The organism is Corynebacterium maris DSM 45190, from assembly GCF_000442645.1.
In the GTDB taxonomy this organism is placed as follows: domain Bacteria; phylum Actinomycetota; class Actinomycetes; order Mycobacteriales; family Mycobacteriaceae; genus Corynebacterium; species Corynebacterium maris.
In genome coordinates this window covers 2055987-2082924 of record NC_021915.1, presented here as the reverse complement: position 1 = coordinate 2082924, position 26938 = coordinate 2055987, and the positions used below count along the sequence as shown (strand labels likewise).

The 26938-nt window shown below is 56.7% G+C and carries 13 protein-coding genes; 6 read left to right on the top strand and 7 right to left on the bottom strand.

All coding sequences use genetic code 11. The features are described from left to right. Window positions 1-69: 69 nt before the first annotated feature. Complete coding sequence (locus B841_RS13910; RefSeq protein ID WP_156844773.1) at window positions 70-3525, top strand: reverse transcriptase domain-containing protein; 3456 nt, start codon at window positions 70-72, stop codon at window positions 3523-3525. 341 nt (window positions 3526-3866) lie between these two features. Here B841_RS13910 and B841_RS09700 read toward each other — a convergent pair whose 3' ends face one another. Beyond that, the gene (locus B841_RS09700) at window positions 3867-5528 is read right to left on the bottom strand and encodes a flavin-containing monooxygenase (protein WP_020935322.1); all 1662 of its coding nucleotides are present in this window, start codon (window positions 5526-5528) and stop codon (window positions 3867-3869) included. A 4-nt stretch (window positions 5529-5532) separates the two neighbouring features. Next, entirely contained in the window at window positions 5533-6498 is a 966-nt protein-coding gene (locus B841_RS09695) for an alpha/beta hydrolase (protein WP_020935321.1), read from the bottom strand. Window positions 6499-6811: 313 nt separating this feature from the next. Between B841_RS09695 and B841_RS13435 the strand changes: the two genes are divergently transcribed. Next, entirely contained in the window at window positions 6812-7891 is a 1080-nt protein-coding gene (locus B841_RS13435; RefSeq protein WP_020935320.1) for a helix-turn-helix domain-containing protein, read from the top strand. A gap of 89 nt (window positions 7892-7980) precedes the next feature. Here the strand turns inward: B841_RS13435 and nrdF are convergent, their stop codons facing one another. Then, on the bottom strand, window positions 7981-8964 hold the full coding sequence (gene nrdF, locus B841_RS09685) for a class 1b ribonucleoside-diphosphate reductase subunit beta (RefSeq protein ID WP_020935319.1): 984 nt from the start codon (window positions 8962-8964) through the stop codon (window positions 7981-7983). A 448-nt stretch (window positions 8965-9412) separates the two neighbouring features. Between nrdF and B841_RS09680 the strand changes: the two genes are divergently transcribed. The 4 genes from B841_RS09680 to B841_RS09665 all read left to right on the top strand — a co-directional run bounded on the left by B841_RS09680 (window position 9413) and on the right by B841_RS09665 (window position 19427). Further along, entirely contained in the window at window positions 9413-10711 is a 1299-nt protein-coding gene (locus tag B841_RS09680) for a glycosyltransferase family 4 protein (RefSeq protein WP_020935318.1), read from the top strand. Beyond that, window positions 10708-12261: a glycosyltransferase gene (locus B841_RS09675; RefSeq protein ID WP_020935317.1), complete on the top strand. Its 1554-nt coding sequence runs from the start codon at window positions 10708-10710 to the stop codon at window positions 12259-12261. Before B841_RS09680 ends, B841_RS09675 begins: the two co-directional genes overlap by 4 nt. A gap of 86 nt (window positions 12262-12347) precedes the next feature. Next, the gene (locus tag B841_RS09670) at window positions 12348-16694 is read left to right on the top strand and encodes a glycosyltransferase (protein ID WP_245561042.1); all 4347 of its coding nucleotides are present in this window, start codon (window positions 12348-12350) and stop codon (window positions 16692-16694) included. A gap of 75 nt (window positions 16695-16769) precedes the next feature. Continuing rightward, window positions 16770-19427, top strand: coding sequence for a heparinase II/III domain-containing protein (locus B841_RS09665; RefSeq protein ID WP_020935315.1), 2658 nt, complete (start codon window positions 16770-16772; stop codon window positions 19425-19427). 3 nt (window positions 19428-19430) lie between these two features. Here the strand turns inward: B841_RS09665 and B841_RS13665 are convergent, their stop codons facing one another. From B841_RS13665 to B841_RS13660, 4 genes are all read right to left on the bottom strand, one after another. Then, a complete protein-coding gene (locus B841_RS13665) occupies window positions 19431-20264 on the bottom strand; it encodes an ABC transporter ATP-binding protein (RefSeq protein WP_169466608.1) in 834 nt (277 codons plus the stop codon). Between the two features lie 7 nt (window positions 20265-20271). Next, on the bottom strand, window positions 20272-21189 hold the full coding sequence (locus B841_RS09660; RefSeq protein WP_052337752.1) for an ABC transporter permease: 918 nt from the start codon (window positions 21187-21189) through the stop codon (window positions 20272-20274). A gap of 147 nt (window positions 21190-21336) precedes the next feature. Beyond that, window positions 21337-22590, bottom strand: coding sequence for a UDP-N-acetyl-D-mannosamine dehydrogenase (gene wecC, locus B841_RS09655; protein ID WP_020935313.1), 1254 nt, complete (start codon window positions 22588-22590; stop codon window positions 21337-21339). Between the two features lie 324 nt (window positions 22591-22914). After that, window positions 22915-26634 (bottom strand): glycosyltransferase family protein, encoded by a 3720-nt coding sequence (locus B841_RS13660; RefSeq protein WP_084482027.1) that lies wholly within the window; start codon window positions 26632-26634, stop codon window positions 22915-22917. Window positions 26635-26938 lie beyond the last annotated feature (304 nt).

Below are 26938 nucleotides of genomic sequence, written 5' to 3'. Positions count from 1 at the left end.
AAGTAAACGCATCGGAGAGGGAGATTAGATTTGATTAATGAATATTCCGACCTTCTGAAGGAGCTAGCAATGGCATACCGGAAGGCGAAGGTCGACCTCCTCCACTCCGGCGAGGGAGCACGTGCTGCGCTTCGTGAATATGAGGAAAACCTCTATGAAAACCTTCGCCATTTGGCCTCTCCTATCGTTTCCCAAGATGAGGAAGAGATGCTAAAGCTCTTCGGGGACTGGGGTTTTTTCCTGTCTCCCGCAAATACGAACTATCACACAATCCTTAAGAATGAGGGAGTCAGTAGGGGACATCTTGGGAATAACTCTTTCCACGATTACGACCCAGCCCGCCAGTGGGAAGAACTCATCCGGCAAGGCGCTTTCCCTTCTTCAAAAACTGATGAAAAATCTTCTCATTCAGTAGAAGTCAACTTTCGTCTAATGGCGAAAATAAGTGTACATTTTCATGTTTTTTCTGCATTTTGGGTACGGCAAATCGGGGAGGTGTTCGACCAACGGTTTACCTCAAGCTCTTATGCCAATAGAGTTCGGCGCAATCATAAAGGTGAGTATAATGAGTGGTCCCCCGGTACATTCAAACCCTACTTTGAGGGGTATAGAGAGTGGCGTGATGGGGGAATTGAAGCTGCCGATCTATGTGTTCAGGAAAAGCGTCGAGCTATCATTTTTAATGCTGATATTTCAAATTTTTATCATAATGTTCACCCCTCTTTTCTTCGTAGGAAAGAATTTCGCAACTTAGGGCTCGGACGTGCTCCGAAAAGTGCTTATGCGGGAAACTGTCAGCGAACGATAGATATTTATGATAATGAAGGAGACGTATCTCTGGATTTTATTCATAATGTATTCGTCAAAATGCTGGAATCATGGGCGAATAACCCGAAGCCCCATTTAAGGCCCTGTCCCGAGGGGGAAGAGGCGGGACAGGATGCGCATTTCGGACTTCCTGTAGGCTTCCCCGCCAGTGGTCTTGTGGCAAACATGGCCATGCATTTCTTCGATATCGAGGTTGAGAATCAAATCAAGCCACTTTACTATGGACGATACGTTGATGATATTATCCTAGTGTTTGAATGGCATGATCAGCTTAGTACTGTCGATGATGTATGGGAGTGGATTGCCAAACGGGTAGAAGGGATTAATTTATTAAATTCCCCAACGGGGGGAAAGGGGTCCCAGGAAGGAAATATTTGGAAATATCAACCCCCTTTTCTTCCATTCTCTGATTTAGAGTTTTCGCCCCCTAAAACACGCGTCCATTTGTTGGATGAGTACTCAGGTCCGCAAGTGCTGAATTCTCTAAAAAAGGTTGCTCGAGAGAACTCTAGCGAGTGGCGGTTACTTCCTACGGGTGTGTCGGGTGTCAATTTTTCAGCGGTCAACCTAGCACTGGCCCAAGATGAGGATGGTTTTGGCGCTTCTGCTCTGAATAAAACACGGTCATTTACTATGTCGAGAGCAGAACTGGCGATTCAATTTAGCCGATTGAACGAATTGTGGCGCTCTTGCACCCCCTCAACTTGGAGCGCCCAGCGTGAAGATTTCATGCAACAATTCGCAAGACATATGTGCGCTCCGCACACGTTCGTCATTGTGGCCAATTATGTTAAGAGGGCATTTCGAATAGCAGCATTGACTGGTGATCACCGTTCCTTAAGTGTTCTTATCGATAACTTGAAAAAGATGTGGAAAAGCCTCAGTGGCGAATCGATAATCTTTAAATTAAAAGGTTTTCACGTGGATGGCGAAAAGGGAATTTCTATAAATGCTTTGAAATCAAATTTCATGGAAGAATTTTTATACAATTTGATTGAAGAAATTTCTGCCGTTCCTGATACCAGCTTAGCCAGCCCAAAAAAAGTAGAGATAGTTGATAGCATGGTGGAAATTATTGATGGAAACCCCCGTCTATACGGCCTCTGGTATAGAAATGTGGAAACTTTTCATTCCCTCTTCTCCAGGGACCTTGCTGCCATTCCTTTTAAAGACATCTTGAAACCTCATCCCCTTCGCGAAATGGGGGATCTTAAGGATATTTTTGGAAAAAATGAAGAGGGCGGTTTTGGGGTTTCCCCCTTCAAGTTAATACAATATGACCTACTCTCCAATAGGCATATCGCGGGTGTTGGTGGATTGCTATGGGCCGCTGTTACTAGTTTAGACGCTGTTAAAAATGAAGAAAATAATTTTTCTTCAAAATCACGTGTGGTCGCTGATATTTGGCATCAAACTGGAGAAAATGATGATTTGCCACAGGGGCGTGCAGCCGAACAGCACTTTCTTGAGACTGCCCAAGGAAAAGAGGGGGCTAGGCAGATTCATGAGATGGGGCGGGTGGCTGGCCTCGTTTTCCCTACTGAGCCACTGTATATGGGGGAAATTTCCTATTTCAGCGACCGGGGAACTTCTTTGGAGATAGCCAAGATGCTGCAAAGCCTGTCTCAAAACAAGCCACTGCCATGGACGGTAGTGACGCGAGGTTATAACGACGACGACCTCACGGAGATTTTGGGTGACCCGGTTCTTTGCTGGGAGGGGAAGATGCAGACTGCTTCAGGGATGGATGAAAGTAAACAGAATGATTTTATCGCTAAATCTAGCAACCCCACTATCGCTAATAAAGCTATTCCTGGTGAGAGTGGAAAAGTTCGGGTTGCGATCTGTTCGATTCAAACTACAGACAGCGATAGCACTTTAGCTGTCGTAGGGGAACCTAATCTCTCTACGGCCCGTTACGAAAAATTAGCACATACTATTAATGATATAATAGGGGTAAAAGAAGGCAGGCCTGATTATGTAGTTTTTCCTGAAATGTCACTGCCCGCTAAGTGGTTTATTCGTTTTGCGCACAAGCTCGCAAACTTTGGAATCAACTTAGTCGCTGGAGTGGAGTATATCCATCGGGGAAGCTTACGGGTTTCCAACGAGGCCTGGTATTCGCTCATTTTTGAGAAGGAGCACTTGAAGGTTCCAATTTTTGGTTATCAAATTAAGAGTGCGGCTGCTGGTGTCGAAGCTAGAAATTTATTAAATATCAATGGCTCTAGAGTGGTCAATTCAAGAGATCTAGATTTGGGATCACCCTCTCCAAAAATTATCGAGCATGGCGACTTTAAATTCGCTATATTGATCTGCTCCGAACTGACAAACATTAATTTTCGGTATAAGCTGCGTGGCAAAATCGATGCGCTCTTCGTGGTGGAGTGGAATAAGGATCTGAATACTTTTGAACCTCTCGTTGATTCCGCGGCTCTAGATCTGCATATTTATGTAATACAAGCGAATAACAGGCTTTTTGGAGATAGCCGAATTCGCGCTCCATATAATAAGCCGTGGAAACGAGACGTGGTTCGTGTTCGTGGGGGTATCCACGATCACTTTCTGGTGGGTGAGGTTGACGTGAAGACTCTCCGACGGTTTCAAACCCGTGCCATATCTACTGATGAGACCTATAAACCGGTTCCAGATGGTTTCCATGATGTAATGGACGCGGAGCGAAAGATTTTTCCATGATCGAGGGTCGGGTCACTTCAAAGGGAGTTCTTAACTTTAAGTTCTGTTACGAGGGGTGTTTCAAACGGCGCCCCACAGGCGCTAAGCAGACTGTCTCCTCAAGGCACCGCTAATTTATCGAAATACGCATACGGGGGGCGTTATTTCAGCCTGTTGGTGACCCGTTCTATGGGATTATGTTGCAGGGGAGACGCAGAGGTTGGGCGATTTGGTCCTTCAGGGGGGAGCGTCGGTGTGATTCTGTACTTGATGAAACGACTTCCGTAGCACTGCCTAATTGTAGGGATAGCGATGAATTCTGCTGACCGGCCTGGCATGGAAAGCTAGGCCGGTCACGTCACTCAGACCACCGGAGCCATTTCCTCCTGGCGCTGCTCGGCACGCTCACTGGCGCCTGCATCCATAACGAAGCCGGAGTATCCGGACGAGACGATCTCGTCGCAGATCGCTCGGTAGGCGTCGGCACCACCGGCATAGGGCATGAACACCCGGGCCTTGCCCGGCACATTGGAGCCCATGTACCAGGACGCGGCCTGCGGGTAGAGGGTCTGATCCGCGATGGCGTTGACATCGGCCACCCACTGCTCTTGTGCCTGTAGAGAGGCTTCGACCACGCCGACCCCGGCATCTTCCAGATCGAGCAGGAAGTCGGTGATCCACTCGACGTGCTGCTCGATGGACAGGATCATGTTCGTCAGCACCGAGGGGCTGCCCGGACCGGTGACGGTGAACATGTTCGGGAAACCAGCGACCGCGAGACCGAGGTAAGACTTCCCGCCCTCGGCCCACGCCTCAGACAGCGGACGCCCCTCAGAACCGGTGATGTTGAGCCGCAGCAGCGGGCCGGTGATGGCGTCGAATCCGGTGGCCATGACCAGCACGTCGCAGTCGTACTCGACGCCATTCACCACGGGGCCGCGCGTGCCGATCTTCTCAATGGGGTGTTCCTTCACGGACACCAGATCTACGTTGTCGCGGTTGTACGTCTCGTAGTAGTCGGTGTCCACGCAGATACGCTTGGTACCGATGGGATACGCGTGCGGGGAGAGCAGCTCCGCGGTCTCCGGATCCTGCACGATCTCGCGCACCCGCTCGCGGACGTATTCCGCCGTGATCTCGTTGGCTTCCAGGTCGCTCATCGTGTCGGTGAACGCGTTCATGAACGTCGGCCCGCCCTGCGCCCACCGGGCGTCGAGCTCGGCGCGGACCGTCTCGGCGTCCAGCTCCAGCGCGCGACCGATCGGCTGCTTGACGATCACCCCGGCGGCCGTCGACTTCGCGTGCTCACGCAGGGCCGGGTACACCGCCTTGACCTGAGCCATCTCGTCCACGCCGAGCGGACGGTTCTGCGCCGGCACGGTGAAGGTCGCGGTGCGCTGGAACACCGTCACGTGGTCGGCGGCTTCCGCGATCCGCGGGATCGACTGGATACCCGAGGAGCCGGTGCCGATGACGCAGACGCGCTTGCCGGTGAAGTCCACGCCCTCGTGCGGCCACGCGCCGGTGTGGTAGACCTGGCCGGCGAAATCGGACAGGCCCTTGAAGTCCGGCACCTGGGAGGCGGACAGGCAACCGACCGCGGTCACCACGTACTTCGACACCGTCTTGTCACCGGCAGCAGTCGTCGTGGTCCACGTCTGCGAATCATCGTCCCAGGCCATGGAGGCCACCTCCGTGTTGAAGCGGAAGGTGTCGCGGATCCCGATCTTGTCGGCCACAAAGTTCGCGTACTCCAGGATCTCCGGCTGGGTGGCCCAGCGCTCGGACCAGGTCCACTCCTGCTGGATCTCGTCGTCGAAGGAGTAGGAATAGACGATGGACTCGGCGTCGCACCGCGCGCCGGGGTAGCGGTTCCAGAACCAGGTGCCGCCGACTCCGGAGCCGCGCTCGAAGCCCTGGACGGTGAGGTTGTTCTTGGTGCGCAGCAGGTGGGTGGCGTACATGCCGGCGAAACCGGCTCCGACCACCACGACGTCGACGTCAGGCGTTGTCAGTGCAGACATGGGATTAGACCTCCTCGCTGGCGCCGGCCAGCTGATTGCTGTGGGAGCGCAACTTGGCGCTGATCATGTCGACGAGCTGGTTGCCCGCCGGAAGGATGTTGAAGAAGGAAATGAAGCCGTGCATCTGGCCGGGGAAGACGTGGCTGTCGACCTGGACGCCCTCGGCGGCGAGGCGCTGGCCGTAGGCCTCGCCCTCGTCGCGGAGCACGTCGTGCTCGGCGACCACCAGGTAGGCCTCGGGGAGGCCGGCCAGCGACTCGGCCTGCAGCGGCGCCGCCTCCTGGTGGGAGCGCTGGTCCAGGGGCGCGTAGTGGTCCCAGAACCACTGCATCGACTCGGTGGTCAGCAGGGTCTGGTTGACCTCCGCCAGGTAGCTCTCGCGGGTGAAGTCGGCGTCGGTGACCGGGTAGATCAGGACCTGGAGGTCGATCTTCGGCCCGCCGGCGTCGCGGGCGCGCAGGGTCATGGCGGCGGTGAGGTTGCCGCCGGCGCTGTCACCGCCGACGATCAGCGGGGTGCCGGGCGCGGCCAGCTGCTCGCGGTTGATATCGATCCAGTTCAGCGCGGTCCAGCAGTCGTCGACCGGCGCCGGGAAGGGGGCTTCCGGGGCCTTGCGGTAGTTGACCAGGACCACGGTGTGGCCGGTGTCGACGGCCAGCTGGCGGCCGATGGCGTCGTAGGCGGCGATGTCGCTGACCACCCAGCCACCGCCGTGGATGTATAGGAATACGCCTTCCGGATTCTCGGAGGGCTTGAGCACGCGGATGGTGAACTCGTCGGCGTCATCGGAAGAGCGCAGCTGGATGTCCTCCGCGGAGTGGACCTCCGGGCCGGGGCCGATGGCGTCGATGCTGGCGAGCGCGCCCAGGCGCGCCTCTTCCGGGGATTGCTGGTGCATCGGCGTGGCGTCGGGTCCGGCCGCAGCGGCAGCGGCGGCGAGGAAGTCGAGGGAATGCTGATCAAGTGCCATGACTGGCCCTCCTGTGATATTTCAATGACCGGCCCCTGAGTGTGTTCCGTGTCATATTTTCTGGGGTGCCCTCACGCTAACCCGCCGCCATGGGCGGGGGCATCGGGCAAGTGGCGGGAGATCCACTAGTAGCTGTGACAGGTGGCGAACCTGCAGCGCAACCGGAATATTTTTGCGCCAGAAACGACATCCCGCACCGGTGGTGCCGCGGAATAGAGGGGACCCGACGGGGGGCAAAGTGACGAATAAGCCGCCGCAGCCCCGATATGCTCAACCCCACACACCGTGACCGCCGACCCGAAACTTCACCTGCATGGACGCCTTCCACAGCCTGTTCACCGACGAAGCAGATTTCGCCGACGACCTTTTCACACTGTCCACCGTGATCGACCGGCAGGTCGAGGACCGCGTCGGGCTGGCGGAGTTCGTCTCCCAGGTCGCGGGACGGCTCCGGCGCGGGGTCAGCCTCCACGCCTTCGGCCGGGTCATCCGCTGCGCTCCCGACGGGCGGCTGCTCACCGGCGCGCCCGGGGCGGGGCCGGGCAGGCGGACGGGGTTAGACGTGGACATCCGGATTGATCCGCCGCTGGCGGAGCAGGCCGCACGGCTGGTGGACCAGCGGTTGACGCACGCGGCCCGGGTGCTGCTGCACCATGAACCGATGCCCGAGGAGGAACGCGGTTTCGCGGAGAAGCTCCGCTGGCTGTTGAGCGCGATCGCGACCGGGGAGGAGCGCCGCGCCATCCGCCGCGAGATCGGGTGGGACGACCAGTCGCGCGTCACGGTGCTGGCTGTCTCCGGCGTCGGCGACAACCAGGGCGGCGCGGAGCGGCTGGCGGCGTCGATGTCGCCGTCGCCCGTGGTGATGGCCTATGTCGGGGAGGTGCTCGCCGTGGTCGTGGCGGGCCGGCCCCGGCTGGAGCTCGACGTGTCGGAGGGCATGTCGGTCGGGGTGGGCGAGGAGGTGCCCGCCAGCGAACTGCACACCTCGTGGCGCTCGGCGCTGACCGCGCTGCGCTACGCCATGCCCAGCCGGCGCAACCGCGGCCCGTACCGGCTGTTCGACGCCGTCATCGTCGACGTCGCTAACGTCGGCGCCCTGCGGGTGCTGGCGGATGTGGCGGGGCAGTCGGACGTCAGCGAGTTGGCGGACGTTCGCGGGCTGGCCGCCCTGGCCGGCGGCGACCTGCCGAATATGCTGACGGTGCTGGAGGCGGTGGCCGCGACCGAATCCATTAGGCAGGCGGCGCAGCTGGTGCACATGCATCACAACACGGTCGCCCAGCGCGTCCGCGACGCCGAAGCGGCGCTGGGGTACCCGCTGACGGAGCCCTACGGCCGCACGCGTCTGATGGTCGGGCTCATTCTGTACCGGTTGTCAGCCGAGGCTTAAGAAACGACAGCGCCCCGCCGGGCCCGAAGACCCGGCGGGGCGCACCCCAGCTCAGCGGAGTTCAAGTTCACACAAGAGCTAAAAACAGACTAGAAGTCCCAGTCGTCGTCGCTGGTCTCCTCGACCTTGCCGATGACGTACGAGGAGCCCGAGCCGGAGAAGAAGTCGTGGTTCTCGTTGGCGGACGGATCCAGGCTGGTCATGACGCCGGGGCTGAACTTGGTCTGGTCCGTGGAGAACAGCGCCTCGTAGCCGAGGTTCATCATGGCCTTGTTGGCGTTGTAGCGCAGGAAGGCGTTGACGTCCTCGGTCCAGCCCAGCGGGTCGTAGACCTCGGCGGTGTAGATCGTCTCGTTCTCGTACAGGTCCAGCAGCAGCTCCACGACCTCGTCCTGCAGCTCCTCGCGACGGTCGCCGGCCTGGCGCTGGAACTTGTAGCCGATGTAGTAGCCGTGCACGGCCTCGTCGCGGATGATCAGGCGGATGATGTCGGCGGTGTTGGTCAGCTCGCCTTCGCTGGACCAGCGCAGCGGCAGGTAGAAGCCGGAGTAGAAGAGGAAGGACTCCAGCATGACGGAGGCGATCTTCTTCTTCAACGGGTCGTCGCCCTGGTAGAAGTCCAGGATGCGGCGGGCCTTGTACTGGATCTGCTCGTTCTCCCGCGCCCAGGCGAAGGAGCGGTCGATCATCTTGGTGGGCGCCAGCGTCATGAAGATATTGGAGTAGCTCTTCGCGTGCACGGACTCCATGAAGCTGATGTTGGTGTACACGGCCTCTTCGTGCATGGTCTCCGCGTGGGGGATCAAGGAGACGGCGCCGACGGTGCCCTGCAGGGTGTCCAGCATGGTCAGGCCGGTGAAGACCTTCATGGTGGAGTTCTGCTGCTCTTCGGTCAGGCGGTTCCAGGACTGGATGTCGTTGGAGACCGGGACGGCCTCCGGCAGCCAGAAGTTGGAGGTCAGGCGGTTCCAGATTTCCAGGTCGACGTCGTCGGGGATTTCGTTCCAGTTGATGGATTCGACGATGTCGCCCTTGGAGTACTGGGCGGGGGAGGAGATGTGCGGGGTGGTCACGGTGTCCTTTCGTTGAGCGGGGGACGCTGGCGGGCCGGTCGGTGCGGTCCTCAGGCAGGTGATCGTCTGTATCGTCAGACCATAAACTATACAGTCCGGTGGTGGGGCATAAAGTTCACCGCCACTGCCGGTGAGCTGGCTAAATGCCTGCCCGAGCTGGTCGATGGTGATGAAGCTAACCCTGCTGGGGTAGCGGTGACCGTGACCGAAAATCGGCCGGCGCGTCTAGGTTTGGGCTGTGGTTAAATCCTAGCGGTAGCGAAGCCGAAAGGCCCACGGCAGGGTCCTTCGGCGTGAGACTGTTTGTTCGTGACCGCCTTCTCATCCAGCCTCACGTGTGCGACAGCGGGCCGCGCCATCGGCCCCGTGGTAGCGTTTACTGGGAAAACCTGGCTTTTCTATACTCTTCGGACGACGTATGCTGACTCCGTGAAAGTGGTACCTACCTGTGAAGATCCTCGTACTTTCTCAGTACTGGCACCCGGAGAACGGGGTCCCGCAGCGCCGTTGGACATGGCTGTCCAAGATTCTTGTCGACGCCGGCCACGAGGTCACCGTCATCGCCCCACCGCCGCACTACCAGCGCAAGATCGAGCTGAGGCAGTGGTGGGCGACCCGCAAGGGTCGGACGATCGCTGACGTCGACGAGGGGCCGTCAGGGGAGAAGATCATCCGCAGCGGCTTTTTTCCTGCAGGACCGTCGTTGACGCAGCGGGCAGTCAACCAGGCGACGGTAGCGCTCGGCGCCATCCAGACGATGCTCCGAAAGAAGGGTGCGCTCAGGGATTACCGGCCTGACTTGATCATTGGCACCGTGCCGGCGCTGCCCACCGCGGCCGCTACACGCATCGTGGCCGCGGTGCTGCGCCGCCCGTATCTCATCGACCTGCGCGACGCCTGGCCCGATCTGCTGCAGCAGTCCGACCAGTGGAACAAGGGGACCGGCAAGACCTCCCTCCGAGAGAAAACCCTCAAGCGCGGGCCAATGCAGGTGGTGACTTTTGGCACCAGGAGAGTTTTGAACGACGCGCTCAAGCACGCGGCGGGGATTTCGGTGACGTCGAGCTACCTGGCGGACGTGTTGTGCGAGCGGGAGATCCTCCACACCGACGGGAGTAGCCCGGAGATCGTGACCATCCGGAACGTCTTCCCACCGCTCTCGGACCGCAGCGTCGATCTCGCAAGGAAGAGACACGACGGCTTGAATGTTCTGTACGCGGGAACGCTTGGCCGCGCCCAGAATCTATCGAATGCCCTCGAAGCCGCCAAGATCGCCCAGGAGCGGGGTGTGACGATAAAACTCCGGCTCGTCGGCGCGGGGGTTGCCCGGGAGCAGCTGACGAGCCAGGCCCGCGAGTTGGGGATCGACGCGACGGTCGAACCACGTCAGCCGGCGGAGGAGATGGCCGAATTCTACGACTGGGCCGACACTGCGCTGGTGCATTTGACCGACTGGGAGCCACTCAGCCGGGCGGTGCCCTCGAAGACCTACGAGCTGATGGCGCAGCGGATGCACATATCCGGCGTCGTGTCCGGCGAAGCGGCCGAACTCATCCAGGCGCACGGCGCCGGAGACGTAGTAGAGCCGGAAGATCCGCAGGCGCTGGCGGAGCTATGGGTTGAGCTCGCCGGTTGTCCCGAACGCCTGTGTATCCGTGGCGGCGGCCCGCAGTGGGTCGAGTACGAACGAGAATCCGTGGCGCCGGGGCGTTTCCTTGGCCTCGTAGAACGAGCTGCCGACCGATGACCCTTCTGCCGCACCTATTTCGTATGCTGTCGCTGCTGGCCAGTGCCTCCTGGAACCTTGCAACCGAGGACCCGTGGGGTTTTGCTGGCAAGCTCGCCGAGCGGATCCGACAATCGAATGGCCCCGTCCTCTCATTGCTGCCCACCGAGCCGCTCACACGCCTTGCCGCTGCGCCGACGTCAAAGGCGAGACAACTCATCGACACTGGCCACTTCACCGCCGGTATCCAACACGTCGCCGAGCTGGGGTCTGCAGCGAGCCGGAGCGATATTCACCTGGCCAAGCGCACGCTGGAGCGTCTGGAACAGCTCACTACCCGCCCGCCAACCGTCACCCACATCAGTCGAAGCACCGATGAGCACCGCGTCCTCCACGTGCTCACCAACAGCAAACCATTCACCCAATCCGGATACACCGTTCGGTCCCACAACGTGCTGACTTGCCAGCAGGAGGCCGGGATTCAGGTAGAAGCGGTCACCCGCCTGGCGTACCCCGTGCTGGTGGGCAAGTTCCCGACATCGGCTACACAAGTGGTCGACGACATCGCCTACCACCGCATGCTCCCCTGGAGTTATCCGGCGGGGCTGCGAAAACGAGACACTCTTGCAGTCCGCGACCTGGTCGGCAGGGCCCATCATTTCAGAGCCACCGTGTTACACACCACAACCGATTACAAGAACGCGGTTATTGTTGCCCGAGCGGCTGCCGAGCTAGACATCCCGTGGGTGTACGAAGTTCGCGGCGAACTTGAGAACACCTGGCTGTCGCGCCAGCCGGTAGATAAACAGACCGAGGCTGAAGCAAGCGAGTTTTATAACCTCGCACGCTCGCAAGAAGCCCGATACATGCAGGCTGCCGACGCCGTCGTTGCGCTCAGTGAGGTGTCCCGCGATCAGCTGGTCGAACGCGGGGTCAGACCGGGCAAGATCCACGTCATTCCGAACGCTGTCGAGTCAGACCTTGTCGGCCGGGATTTCGACCGGTCGGCGATACGTCGAGAGCTGGGCCTCGATCCGGAGGTCACCTTGGTCGGAACGGTCACGTCTGTCGTCGATTACGAGGGACTGGAGGTGTTGATCAGGGCGCTAAAACACCTGCCCCACAAAGTGTCGGCGCTCATTGTCGGAGATGGCACAGCCCGCCCGAGACTAGAGTCGTTGGCTCACCAACTTGGCCTCGAACAACGGGTGATCTTCACCGGCCGCCAGCCGCAGAAGTCCATCTGGCGGTGGTACGCGGCGCTGAACGTATTCGTTGTCCCGCGTCGTGACATACCTGTAACTCGCACCGTCACTCCGCTTAAACCGTTGACGGCACAAGCATTAGGAATTCCTGTGGTCGCCTCCGATCTGCCCGCGTTGCGTGAGGTCACCGGCGGGCTGGCGAGGTATGTCGCTCCGGATGATTCTGAAGCGCTTGCTGAGGCACTGGCTTCCCTTGACCCCAGTGGGCGTAAGCAGGAGGGGAACGAGGAATGGCTGACAGGACGTACCTGGGCTGCGAACGGGGAACGGTACCGCATGCTGTACGACTCGTTAGTCGCTCGATAATTCCAGAATGAAGGCTCGCCACCAAAGCAGCCTCGAGACGGTGAACCGATTAACCTATCTCTCTCAGAGCCACGAAAGGACTCAGAATGTATCCGGACGAACACCGAGTTGCGGCGCGCACAGAACGACAGATCGCTGCGGCCTCGCTGGCAGATGCCGATGCTGCGCTGCCAACGGACGCATCCCCAGTTCTGGAGAAGCTCGCGGCGGAACGTTCCGAGCTCAAGAAAAAGCTCACCATAGCGCAGCGACAATCGAATAAATTAAGTGACGAAAATCGTGCGCTCAAACGTAAAATAGGAGAGCTGCGCCGGTCGAAGACAATGCGCGCCGGACGCATGGCATTGGCCCCGCTAAAGTTCGGAAGAACCGTCCTCACCCAAACGAAACCCGCTGCGGCGCAGATTTTGCACCGGGTCCGTGACCGCACCGCCGCCGGGAGACCGACCCCGACGTCGGGTGCGCAAGGAGTACGGCGCCGGGAAGTGCTCGAGGCTTTTGCGGGGTCCCCGTCCGCCGGGAACCTCGAAAGCGCGCTGCGATATTTGTGGGATGACTGTGGAGAGATCGACGCCGCCTATGGGCTGTTGGACGAAAACCGCGAGCTCACGGTCAAATTTAGCGGCAGTTCCGCCACGATGGTCAAACGGATCGAAGGCGCCTGGCGGTTGCGCCATCAAGGGCTTCTGATCCCAGAACGCTCGACCGACTGTGCCTACTTCGCCGAGCCTGGGCGCGTCATGTACACGGTGCACTCTTCGCCGGTGTACAACTCGAATGGCTATTCCACCCGCACGAAGGGCGTGGCTGAGGGCATGAAGTCTGCCAGCGTCGATGTTGTCGTCGTTGCCCGCACTGGTTATCCCTGGGATTCCACCATTGACGGGGAGTACCCGCAGGCCCACCGCACCGTCACTGAGCTCAACGGCGTTACCTACGTGCACACTCCGGGCGGCGACCTCAACCACGAGCCCCTCGATCACTATTTTCACCAGGCAGCAGATGCTTTTGTCCGGGAGGCACGTCTTAACCGGCCGCAGCTGATCCAATCAGCGTCGAACCATCGCACAGCGCTCGCCGCTCTCGTCGCCGCTCGCCGCGTCGGTGTCCCTTTCGTGTACGAAGTCCGCGGCCTGTGGGAGGTCACCGAGGCATCGAGCAAAGAAGGTTTTGTAGATACAGAGCGCTACGAGGAACAAAGGCGCTTAGAGAACGTAGTCGCGCAAGAGGCTGATCTCGTCTTGGCGATCACGCCTCAGATCGCGGACGAACTTGTGCAGCGCGGCGTGGACCGAGATCGCATTGTTCTTGCACCTAACGCGGTCGACCCTGAAGCTTTTCTTCCGCTTCCTAAAGATGCCGACTTTGCTCGTGCCAAAGGAATCGATCCCGATCTACCCGCCATCGGCTTCGCCGGCAGCTTCGTTTCTTACGAAGGACTGAATGTTCTGCTGTCCGCTTCGAAACTACTAGACCAGCGCGGAATCAAACACCAGATCGCTCTAGCGGGCTCGGGCCCAGTAGAGAAAGACCTGCGCTGGCAGGTCGCCGACGAGAAGATCCGGAATGTGCACTTCTTGGGTCGGTTGCCGAACCAGGACATGCCCCGCTTGTACAGCACGTTCGACATCGTCGCCTGCCCACGCTTATCTCAGCCAGTTACGGAATTGGTCTCTCCACTCAAACCTCTGGAATCCTTCGCCGCTGCTACGGCGACGGTGGTCTCCGACGTCGCCCCCAACCTCGTCCTGGCTGGAAAGAGCGAGGAACGCGCACTGGTCTGCCGGTCCGGCGATGCGGAGTCTCTGGCAGACGCTCTCCAGCGCTTAATTGAGAACCGCGACCTGCGCATGACTATTGCCCGTGCCGGGCGACTGTGGACTGTGCGTGAACGCAACTGGTGCCGCCTGGGCACCATCATTGCTGACGCCCACGAGACGGCCCACGAAAATTACCGCACAGTGGCAGCTGAAGGACGCGACCTCAGCGATGTTCGCGTGGGACTCATCGCTGATGAATTCACTACTGCTACCATCACGCAAAAATTTACCGCCACTCCTGTCGGGCGTCGCACTTGGCGCGAGCAGATCGCCGCCGAGAGGATCGACCTGCTGTTCGTCGAGTCTGCCTGGCACGGCAACGATGACGACTGGCACCGTGGTGTGGGGCACTACTCTGACGAAGAATCCTCGGATTTGCGCGCCCTCGTTGAAGAGTGCCGCAACTGCGGCATTCCCACCGTCTTCTGGAACAAGGAAGACCCGGTTCACTTCAAACGCTTCGCCCCGAATGCCGCGTGGTTCGACCACGTCTTCACCACTGACGCCGCCAAAATCCCCGACTACCTGGCGACCGTGGGCCACAACAACTTAACCGTTTCAGCGCTACCGTTCTGGGCCGAACCTAAAATTCACAATCCGCTGGGGACAAGCCGGAAGTTTAGCTCCTCTGTGGCATACGCCGGCACATACTATGGGGAGCGCTACGCTGAGCGCTCGCAGAGGCTGTTAGACCTGTTGACAGTAGCCGAGCCCTATGGCTTGGACTTATATGATCGGCAGGCTCACGATCCTGATTCGCTCTACCGATTCCCAGACGAATTCCAGCAATACGTACGCGGTTCTTTGCCCTACGACGAAGTCATTGACGCCTATAAGTCCCACCTAACCAATATCAACGTCAACTCCGTGACCGAATCGCCGACAATGTATTCGCGCCGGGTTATCGAAATCGCAGCTTCCGGCGGGGTGGTGCTCTCTTCGGAAGGGCGTGGTATTGAAGAGACACTCGGTTCCGCCATCGCCACCACCGCAGACCCAAAGGTTGCGTGGGCTTGGCTGTCCGACTGGGCCCAACACCCCGAGGAACGTGTGCGCGAAATATGGCTTCAGATGCGCACGGTCTACCGGTCCCATACCTCAGATACGGCCCTGGCGATCCTGTGCCGGACGGTCGGCATCTCTGCTAGGGGCATCCGCCGACCGCGAGTGATGGCACACATAGAGGGCATTTTGTCTGCCGACCGGGCCTGTGAAATCGCCGCTCAGTCTCTGAGACCGCTTGCGGTGCACTGCGCCAGCTTCGACGATGACGCGAAAGACTTCCTTACTAAGGCAGGAATCGACTTGGTCGAGGACGCTGAGCTGGCTTCAGAGAGCGAGTGGGTCCTCACTATCAAACCGAATCAGCGTCTTGCGCGCACACATACTGAGGACCTCTTTCTCGCCACTCGGTTCGGCGACTGGGACGCCATCGGGTGTGAAGTAGCCGACGGCAGTGACTCGGGACGACCGGTAGCAGAAAGCACCGACGCTGTTGGTCCAGGCGGTGTCCTGATGCAAGCCGGGGAATTTAACCAGTATCCGGATCGCATCCGAGGTAACTGCGTTCGGTTGCTTATAGCGCCACCGACTCCGGGTACCTTGACGGAAATCGAGGCGGTGGACGAAGGGGTGGGGTCTTCCTTGGAAGGAAAGACGGTTCTCATGGTCGGCCACGACTTTAAGTTCACAGGGGATCTCAGGGGTCGTCTTGAACGTGAAGGGGCACGCGTCTTGATCGATAAGTGGGACGGGCACAATCAGCATGATGAAGAGCATTCGAAGCAGCTCCTGGCTCAGGCCGACGTCATCTTCTGCGAGTGGGGACTGGGCAATGCAGTCTGGTACTCACGGCACGTTAGTTCTGAACAGCGCCTGGTGGTTCGTGTCCACCTGCAGGAAATCAACCTTCCGTACCTCACACGCATGGACCACGGCTCTGTCTCCTCCTATGTCTTCGTCGGTGAGTTGATCCGGGCCGCGGCGGTTACCTCTCACGGTGTTCCCGAAGAGAAGACAACCGTGGTGCCGAACCTTGTTGATACCGCTGCACTAGCGAGACCAAAATTGAACGGAGCCGACCACAACATTGGCATCGTCGGTATCGTGCCCCAACGTAAACGGCTAGATTTGGCTCTCGACCTCCTCGAGAAGCTCTTGGCAGCCGACGAAAACTTCACACTGCATATCAAAGGAAAGCGCCCCAGCGAGTACGCGTGGATGAAGGCTCGTGACCAGGAGTCGGAGTATTACAAGCTACAGTACGAGCGAATCGACGACATCAACGCGCAGTTTCCAGGGGCCGTGATTTTTGACGGGTTCGGGGATGACATGGCCGAGTGGTATCGAGAAATTGGGCATGTCATTTCGGTCAGTGACTTTGAGTCATTCCACCTGACCATTGCGGACGGAGCGGCCTCTGGCGCAACACCTGCTTCCCTCGCTTGGGACGGGGCAGATCTGATCTACCCGGACACGTGGTTGGCGGCGGACCTCGAAGAATTAGCGAATCTCATCCTCGACCCGGCCCATCGAGACAAGGCACCGCAGTTCATCGAGGACAACTTCGGGCAAGACGCGGTGCTGGACCAGCTGGTTCGCGAACTGACGTAAGGTGTATAAAGCGACAAACCGGCACGTCGCAGGTATCTACCGCGTTCTCCGCGCGGAGAGAAAGGACTGGTTGACGTGAAGAACACTGAGATTCCAGAGGAGCTCTGGGAATTTCTTCCGTACGTCAACGCTGATCAGGCACTTGATGCGACCCGGGCTTTCCTGAACCGTGACTACCTTGAGATCACCCATGACTTGGCCGGTGACTTCTCCTTGGCGGAAATATGGGATCCGGAGTGGTCCCGAGCCGACGGACGCAAGGCCCATGCTTGGTTTTTCGTGAGAAATTGGGTGTCCTGTCGTGACCGACTTACCCCGGAAGAACGGGGTTGTTTGGTCGACACAGTACGTCAGGGCCTCGGGCTCTGGTTTGACTGTTCAACGGCCACGAACTCAATGGCCTACCACGATGAAACGACTGCACAGCGTGTCATGAATTGGGCGGTGTTCCTATACACGTACGCCGATGATGTGGATGAGAAACTGACGGCGGAGCTGGTGCAAGCAATACGCCAGCACGCCGACCTATTGGCGACGTCAGAATTCTATGCCGGACTTAACAATCACGGGATGTTTCAAGACATATCTCTGCTCGTCGCCTCCGGGCTGGGTTTTCTCGAAAAAGAAAAATGTATCGAATTTGAGGACGTGGCGTTCACACGCCTCGAGACCTATTTCAGCACGTGTTTTACCGCCGACGGCATTCACACGGAGAACAGCCCCAGTTATCACCTCATGGTCTCGCGCTACCTGAAACAAGTCCTGGACTATGGTGAGGTCGTGGGGCAGATGGAACGTTTCAGCCACCTGCGGGAAATCGCTACGAAAGCGGACATGTACGCCGCATTCGCACTCTCCCCCTCGGGCTCGTTCGTGCCCGTCAGCGATACCAGCTCCCGTCCGGTCGGGGAAGCGACCGCGCGTAATTCTTTCGGCGACGGACACTTCGTCGGCGTAGTCAGCCGCGGCAAGCGCGGCCTCCTACCCGCAGCGAAAACCTTTGTCGCTGAAGACTCCGGTTACGCGGTGTACCGTTCCGGTTGGACAGACTCGGCGGACAACTACCTGTTCTTCTCCGCCGCTTATAACGCTAATTATCACAAGCACTCGGATGAAATGAGCTTGTTCTACCGGGCCGGTGGGCACGACATTATCGTCGAGGCTGGGCCCAATGGATACGAATATCAGGATCCGTTAACCAAGTATGCGTTTTCCAGTTGGGCGCATAATTCACTGGTTGTCGATGGACAGAGCCTCCCCCGGGTGGATGATAAAGCGGAGCTGACCACATTGGAGGACAACGCTTCGACCGACACCAGCCTGGACGTCACCGGCATGACGAGGCGTTTCGAAGGCGTCACCTGGAGTAGACGGCTCCAGTTGGATGGCGCAACGAAAGGCCGCGAGGTCACCGTCACTGACCGCGTCGATTCTGTGGGGAAACGCGCCTACACTTTCATCTGGCATTTTGGCCCTGATATCGATGCGTTGGTACGGGGTAATGTCGCAGAGCTTTTCCATCGAGACACTCGAACCAAGCTTGCTGAGCTCTCATGGTCCGGCGCTCCGGTCAACGGGGTTCGTCAAATCAACGGTCAAGAATATCCACGCTTTCAAGGGTGGCACTTTCCACGTATGGGGACCGCGATACCGGCAGATGCGCTTGAAGTGGATGTGGAGGGCTCTTCCTTCGAGATCTTCTGGACTCTGCGCAGCAGTGACTTTCGCCTCCGCGACCGGGGGATCACCCCGTACTCGGAATGGAAAACATACCAAGGCGAAAAACCAGTGAATTACCTCCTCGACCTGCCGAAGGACATGAAAGACGGATCCTGCCGCCAAGTGGCGGTGGTGTTCAGCGCGATTTCGGAGAAGTGGGATTTCACCTACAACTATCGAGACTCGATGAAAAATTACCCCGGTGCGGTACTTTACATTCTCGATGATTTTGGGGATCAAGGTTGTTATTATCTCTGCAATAACCAAGAGCCCGCCGAGTTTCGCAGTGTTCAAGCACTTCTGCAACAAGTCATCCAACATCTAGGACTATCGACTAGCGAAGTAATCACGATCGGTTCGTCGAAGGGCGGGACCGCTGCTGTCATTCACGGTGTGACATTAGGGATACGTCACGTTTATGCTGGCGCGCCCCAGTACCACTTAGGTGACTTCCTTGAGGGGACTCATGACAATGTGGTCAAATACATGGCCGGTGAAAACAGCCCGGCAGGCGTCAGCTGGTTGAATGAAGTGGTCGGGGGGCTGCTCGCCGGTGGACAATCATCAACGCGCATTACCGTGGTGGTGGGGGAGCGCGATCGGCATCTCCAGCGCCACGCTACTCCGTTGATTAACTGGGCTGACGCTCTAGGCTACCCGACTGAACTCCTAAAAATTCCGGGAACTCCGCATTCTGAGCTCGGGTCGGCCTTCCGCACCTTTGTCTCCACGCTTTGTTCTGAGCAGCGAGGACAAGAGTTTTTGCTACCCAATACAGCGACAATTGATCCTGAGAACGGGACCTTCGGCGTAGGAGTCAGTCTGCCAGGAGGGTGGGGCGCGGTAGCGCAGCTTTACTTTGGCAATGAGAAGGTGGGGCAGAGGGCTCGTCTTATCGACGGAATGGCTCAGTGGAAGATCACGGAGCGAGGACGCTATAGCGCCCGCATCTACGCGGAAATTCCTGGAGTAGAGCAGCGTCGTGGTTTTCGGTCCGGCAGTGCTTATATCTGAGCTTCAAGAGGAGCCAGCGGGGCCCGTATCATCAAGCATTTTGGCGGCCTCGCTGTCGAGGATGATTTGCTTAGGAACGAAGTCCCGCTTCATTCTTCTGATCATTTGCGCCGCTGTCTTTCGGTCGCCTTCTGAAGAGAGCGTGGTCCATTTTCGATAGAATCTGGTCACTTGGTCGGTAGGCCCATCCGCGATGAGTTCTCCCTCGTGGAGCCAAAGGACTCGTTTACATTGATTCCGAACCTCGTTGATGCTGTGCGAAGCGAGAAATACCGTGGCGGCGTTATCAAGGAAGGAGTTCATACGCGATCTTGCTCGAGCGTTAAAAGCAGCATCACCCGTTGCCAAGGCTTCGTCTACAAGCAGGACCTTTGGAGGGACTGCAGTTGCGATAGCAAACCGTAAACGCGCCCCCATACCTGATGAGTAGGTCTTCATGGGGCGATGGATCGCGTCACCGATGTCAGCCCACTGAGCGACCTCGAGTTCGATATTCTTCGCCTCTGACAAGGAAAGTCCTTTAGCCAATAAACCAAGGCGAACGTTTTGTAGACCAGTGAGGTGCTGTTGCAGGGCAGCCGAAACACTCAATAGCGTCGGCTGGGAGCTGACGAGGATTGAGCCCGTACTCTGGCTTTCGCTGCCGGCTATCAAAGACAAGAGAGTGGATTTTCCTGATCCATTTTGACCGATGATACCGATAGACTCACCTGCGCTGACGGCAAATGATACAGGTTTCAGAGCTTCCACAACTATCCGTTTTCTGCGGGGAGTGAAACCTACTTCCTCGCCTTCCGGAGTTAGTGAAAAGGTTTTTCCGAGGCTGCGGGCGACCACTGTGGGGTTATTTAACACTTGAGTAGCGCGCCTCCGCTCGCCAGAAGAAGATGAGACCGAAAATCAATAAACCGAAGGACCAGGTTGACAGGTAGAGCCACTCCTGCCAGGTCGGAACGGTACCGAGCATTACACTATTGCGCACGGCTCGAAGAAACTGATAGATCGGGTTAGCCAGCATTATTTCTTGAATGACGGGCTGGGTGGCAAACCTTTCTACAGAATAGAAAATACCCGACAAGAAGAAAAGAACACGCGTCAGCACTCTGATTAACGCTTTAGTGTCCGGGACAAAGGCCGTGACCCGTGCACCTATCAGCGCCGCTCCCAAACAAAAAATATGGATAAGAAGATAGACCGGAATGACGAAAACAATTGTCCAGTGCAAGGGTTGATCCAGCTGAAACAAGACACAGGCAACAACAGCCAAAACAGCAGGCGCGACATTATCGATCGCCTGCTTAACAGTGGAGCTAATAGCTAAAGATGCCTTGGGAAACTGGAACGAGTTAATAAGGTTTCGTGAGCTCTGGATCAGGCCTGAACCAGCGGAGAGACCTCCAGACACGAATCCGAAGAAAATCACGCCGAGGATAAGAAAACCAATAAAATTGTCGATGCCCCGCGAAACGTTCAGAATCACGCCGAAGACGAAGGCGAAAAGCGCTACCTGCAGGACGGGATTCAGAAGTATCCAGAGCTGACCAAGGAACATGCCCCGCCCCGTGCCAAGAGCACTGGAACGTGCCTGAGTCCAGATAAAATGACGGCGCACCCACAACTGACGGAAGTAAGTGGGGAGAGATGGTCGAGCTTGAAGGCTCTGGAGGCTTTCATCATCGACGAGAATTAATTTGCTTTCCGTCGCATGCTGCCCACTTGTGGCATCCTTCGAAGGAGATGAGGAGCCCGTGCTTTGTGCCATCCAATACACCTTTCTTCGAGTTTTGCGCCGGCAGAATTATAACTGGGCTTTGCATAAATCTGCTGAGCCCCAGTCAATTAAGCGGTTGCAGATAGCATAAAATATGCGGGCGATGATCTATCTCGACGGTCACGAGGCATCGGTTGACTAACGCCACAATCCCTTGGTATCAATGATCTCTTTGCCCTTAAGTGCTGTCGCGGGGATGAGCTTAAACTCATCGTGATCGACGAGAAGCACCACCACGTCGGCCTCATCGAGCGCTTGGGTACATTCAGCCAAACTCACGTTCTCGAAATGCGCTAGGGAAGCGGGGAGCTCCGCAGCATTAGGCTCAACGGCGAGCACCGAGACGTCAGGGAACCTCTCGGCGATTGCTTCAGCGATCTCGAGCGAAGGGGACTCACGCAAATCATCGATGTTGGCCTTGAACGCCAATCCGAGCGCCGCAATCTGGCCAGCGCCCGAGCGCTTGACTGCGTCGGCGACTCTGTCGACAACCCACTCAGGTTTTCTGTCGTTTACTTCCCGTGCGGTACGAATCAAACGGGCTTCTGCCGGGGCCGCGGAGACGATAAACCAAGGATCGACTGCGATGCAATGGCCCCCCACGCCTGGCCCTGGCTGCAGGATATTTACCCGAGGATGGTGGTTAGCGAGATCAATGAGTTCCCAGACATCGATGCCGATTTTATCGCAGATCAGCGAAAGCTCATTGGCGAAAGCAATATTGACGTCTCGGAACGAATTCTCAGTAAGCTTCGCTAGCTCGGCGGTTCGCGCATTGGTGCCGAGCAGCTCCCCAGTACAGAAGGAAGCGTAGATTTTGGTCGCTCGTCGAGTAGCTTCTTCACTCATCCCGCCAATGATGCGGTCATTGGTAAGAAGCTCCTCCATGGCGTTGCCCGGGAGGATTCGCTCGGGGCAATGCGCAAAATAAATAATCGGTTTGTTCTCTGGATTCTCTTCCTCGTCCGCCGCAAGATCGGGGCGCAGCTCGAGAACGCGTTGTGCCATCTTGTCTGTAGTGAGTGGGGGAGACGTTGATTCGAGAACGATAAGTTCATCGCCTTGCAGCTGGGGAGCAATCGCCTCAACGGCCGAGTAAATGTACTTCATATCCACGTCACGCATCTCAGTGAACGGAGTGGGGACGGCGATAATGTACACATCGGCACGGGGGGTGTCGGTAGACGCCCGAAAGCGTCCAGAATGCAAAGCCTTCTTCAACTGCTCTTCGAGCCCAGGCTCGACGATGGTGACTTCACCGCGATTTATTTTTTCGACCTTCTCAGCCACGACATCGACGCCACTGACACTGAGACCGCTGTTCGCCATGACAACTGCGGTCGGAAGACCAATGTAACCGAGTCCGACGAAGGCGATTTGATAATCTGACATTGGTAGGGAGAACCCTTCTCTAGAATGTATGCACGTTCTCAGCGCTTCTCAACAATGATGGCAATGTTTCATCGCACCCTATCAACTTTTGGGGGCCACGCTCAGGCGAAATGATAATTGAGACCTTTCCTGCCGCACCAGCCCCTATGGAGGGAAGAAGGGCAGGCTGGAGAAAATCAGGTCTGGGTCAATATCTTAATCCGAATCGACGTTTTTAGTTAGTTTAATTTGCACGAATCCACCCCGCGTGGTCTCAATGATTTGAAGCGATTGGGACAGAGGAGGGGTGGCATAGCTCGTCGAGGAGCGCACGAATACGTGCGCTCAGCGGTTAAGTTCGCGCAATAACCTATAGTACATAGGTGTCTCATCATCCATGCGTGAGTGAATTGACCCGGGGGTTGTGCTTCGCTGAATGAGTTCTAGTTCTTTGTGTATCGTCTGCTCGAATGTAAGCTGGTTATGCACTCTGCTGGCCGCCCCACGGGACAACGTTGCAAATAAATCTGGATCATCAGCGACATTCTGCATCGCTTCCGCCAGAGCAACTGGGTCCTCGGCAGGAACCACAATCCCCGATTCGGCATCGACAAATTCAGGTATAGCGGCGACGTTGGTGGTGATGGGGACGAGACCAGACGCCATGGCCTCTCCTCGTGAAACACCCTGAGTATCCATCCTGCTGGGCACGAGGAAAACACCAAAATCTTTATGAACTTCGGAAATTTCAGCTTGGGTGAGAAAACGTTGATGAATTTCTACGTTGGGAATATCACGCAACGGCTCCATAGTTTCCTCGAATAAGGGACCATCTCCGTAGAAGTGGAAATCAAACGCATCAAAATTTGGAGATGTGCGCTGAAGTTCAAGAACTGCAGCAACGCTGAGGTCGTTGGCATATATTTTCGACGCATATGGGCGGATTGAAAGAACCCGGAACCGCTGTTCCACAGGCTTCTCGTTGAAAGAAAAGCGATTTGTATCCACGATGTTGTGAATTACAGAGTACTGTTCTCGAGGTAATGAGATTCCTACGTCTTCAAAGAAGGTTTGAGCAAGCCAATCTGAGACAAACACGAAATGCCACTTCAAAGGGATGTTTTCTAGAACTTCCCGCCAGAATGACATTCGTCTTTTTGATTCTGCGATTGCGCGCTCACGCTTCTGCGGAGTGTCGAATACGATCTTTCGGCGCCACCAAGGTTGGGCTTCAAACCCGTGGATCCAAACCGTCACCCCCTCTGAGATTGGCGCATCCTTGAAAGCTCCCCAAACCTCTTCGTTCAGGAAATGGATGAGGACGCGATCTAACTGGCCGCTCGTAGCGACTCGCGTCAAGACCTCCTTATTTCCCGTCAGGACCTCAGTTCCCTCGTACTCACGATATGAAAGCTCGAACGAATTATCGTCCAAGCAGAAAACTTCGCTCACAAAATTCTCACTTTGGTAGCGTCGCAGCCGGCTCGCAATGAATGCATTTTTGTACAGCGAATCATACGAAGGATAGTTGTTGGTAACTAGCAGAGAACGGTTAGTTAAGACGGGAGGATGCGCCACCGAATTCCTTCGGGATCGAGAATACAGCTTCAGTGTTGTGGTTCCTGGGCCGCGGACGCGGAGTCCAGCACGTACCTTTACCGTGTTTTCCGGCCAGACGAGGGGGTTATTACGCCCGGTAAACAGAGTTGTGTGGCCGACGCGTTGGTTATTTTCATCGAAGTAGAGCAGCGCGAGCATGACATCGAGTCCCGGGGTGAATCCGAGATAGACTTCATCGCCCTGGGACTCGGGAAGCATGAAGGGCGTGAGTAGTTGGTCGTTGTAGACGTATTCGTGTTTGTCCTCGGGCAGGGTGGACTCGATTTCGAGTTCCCCGAGGGCATTGGCCTGGTACATAACCTCACTGCCCTCACCATGATCACCAAGCATGTTGATAACCGGCACGGAACTCTCGACCGGTGGTTTCGAGTAGAACCGCAGTGTTGTGGTTCCTGGGCCGCGGACGCGGAGACCGGCACGTACCTTTACCGTGTTTTTCGGCCAGACGAGAGCATTGTTACGCCCGGTAAACAGGATTGTGTGGCCGACGCGTTGGTTATTTTCATCGAAGTAGAGCAGCGCGAGCATGACATCGAGTCCCGGGGTGAATCCGAGATAGACTTCATCGCCCTGGGACTCGGGAAGCATGAAGGGCGTGAGTAGTTGGTCGTTGTAGACGTATTCGTGTTTGTCCTCGGGCAGGGTGGACTCGATTTCGAGTTCCCCGAGGGCATTGGCCTGGTACATAACCTCACTGCCCTCACCATGATCACCAAGGATCGTAGCTGGTTGCAACAGGTTATGGGGAGGGGCTGGAAAGACTTCCTTAGAGGGATCCAGATTACGGGCATAGAGCTGAAAGTCAGTCAGCGAAGCGCCTTGATCGATGACGGGGGTCGTAACATGTTCCAGTGCAGAATCCGGCGCTGAACATCCACCTTCACAGAGCTCGAGCGTAGACACAGAGAGCGCGTGCGTCTTGAGGGCCGGGTCAAGTTGATGTTTAGCTAGAAACTCGTCTGCATCTGCGGCCATCAAAGAGAATTTGAAGGGCACCTGGGGTTGAATCGTCCACGAAGTCCCTTGATTCTCGCGTACCATCTCCTCGCCCGACCACCGATAGCGCTCAGCATGGCCCACCCTAGAAACCTTTGCCCAAGTGAATACGTCCAACATGTCTCGCACATACTCTGGCCCATACCAAGAGTGCGGATCAATGAAGCCAATATACTGAAACGACCGATTTCGCATCATTGTTTTAGCTTCTTCGACATCACTAGCAACGTAGCTCCACTGGGAGGCGGATGAAAGTACTTCTGAAGCTCGACTAATGAGTAAAAGATCGATGTTGTCGTGGGTTTGTTTGTGCACCGATTCTGTTACGTTAAGCGCTTGTGCCAGTTCATCGACAAAGCCGATGAGGAGGACAGCATCGTCGTCTGCTCGCGGGGAAGTGACACCGGCTCGATGTAAAATTTCTTTGAGTCGATGCCGATACGTGTGCTCACGAAAAACTTTTCGTACACCTAATTGACGAAGCCGGTCTGTCCCATTAGGAGTCTGCTCAATTTCAGTCAACCGTTCTCGTAATCTCTGTGCCCCATCTGTCGCTACGGTGAGATCCCCGAAAAGGAGGTTCAGCCCTCTGGAATAATTACTGATAACACCGGTATTTGAAGCTAAGAGCTCAAATACTCGGCGCGCGAACATCGATTGGCTTTGCTTAACAGAGTTGAGGTTGAGGCTGTAGGTGTAACCCTTGTATGCGACACCGATATCTTCGGGTAGTAGGTGCCCCACCACGTTTCCTCTAAATTCTTCGGGAAACCATTGCGCTTCGTTGGTGGTGCCGAAGTTACGGTCGTAAATATCGAATTTTCCGTATTCACGTAAAACAGGTACTAGCTCAGCAAAATCGCGATTTCGGTCTGCGTATTTTTGGTAGTAGGCGCCTGCGAATGAGCAGCCTTTGAACCGCGTAAATTCTTCCAGAGGATTATGGTAAAGAGGTTGTGCTGCAAAAGGAAGGAAAAAGACCTTGTCATGTCCAAGAGCAGCCCGGTATCGGGGAACACAATCGACGTCGGTAGTGAAAACGACATCAAAAACGCTAGCAGTATCTAAGAATGTGGAGAAATGCACCGGATCTTCCTTATTCCAGAACACGGCCGGAATATCGCGCCTCTTACACCAGTCCACTATAGCGTGGAGCTCTGGCCCACATCGTTGGACAGCATTCCACCACGAATTATTATGACCGCGCCACGCTGATTCCACGAAGAGTAGATCAGGCTGAGCTTCCTCTAATTCAGCCTTCCAATTTTCCATCGTTAAGGGATGAAAATTCGCTTCAGGAGCGTACGAGGACATGGAAAGGTTGTCGAGGACGCAGGCAATTGAGGGGGCGGAAGAGTCTTTGTTGTTTCGTCGGACCCAAGCTCGCTTGATATGGAGACGATTGCTCTCGATGTTAGTAGGAATTACAGAAATCTGCTCTTCTGACATGGGTCAGTCCTCCTTTACGTTCCATTGATACTAGTCGTGTCCCTCAGGGACTGCTTATTGACCCACATTTAGCAAGCGCTGCTAACAAAGCGAAATGTTTTAGCCCGGGTTTTTCACGGCGATCAGCGGACACGGGCCCACAAAGAAGAGAAGTGACCCCCTGACCAGGTAAATTTGGAGTTACCACGCTACAAATCATCAGTCAGAAAGGTCACCTTCAGGGTGAAGCTACCACCATTGATATCGGGGCTCCATCCCCGCGCCAGATCTGCTCCAACGCCGGATTATTGGCCTTCGCGCACAC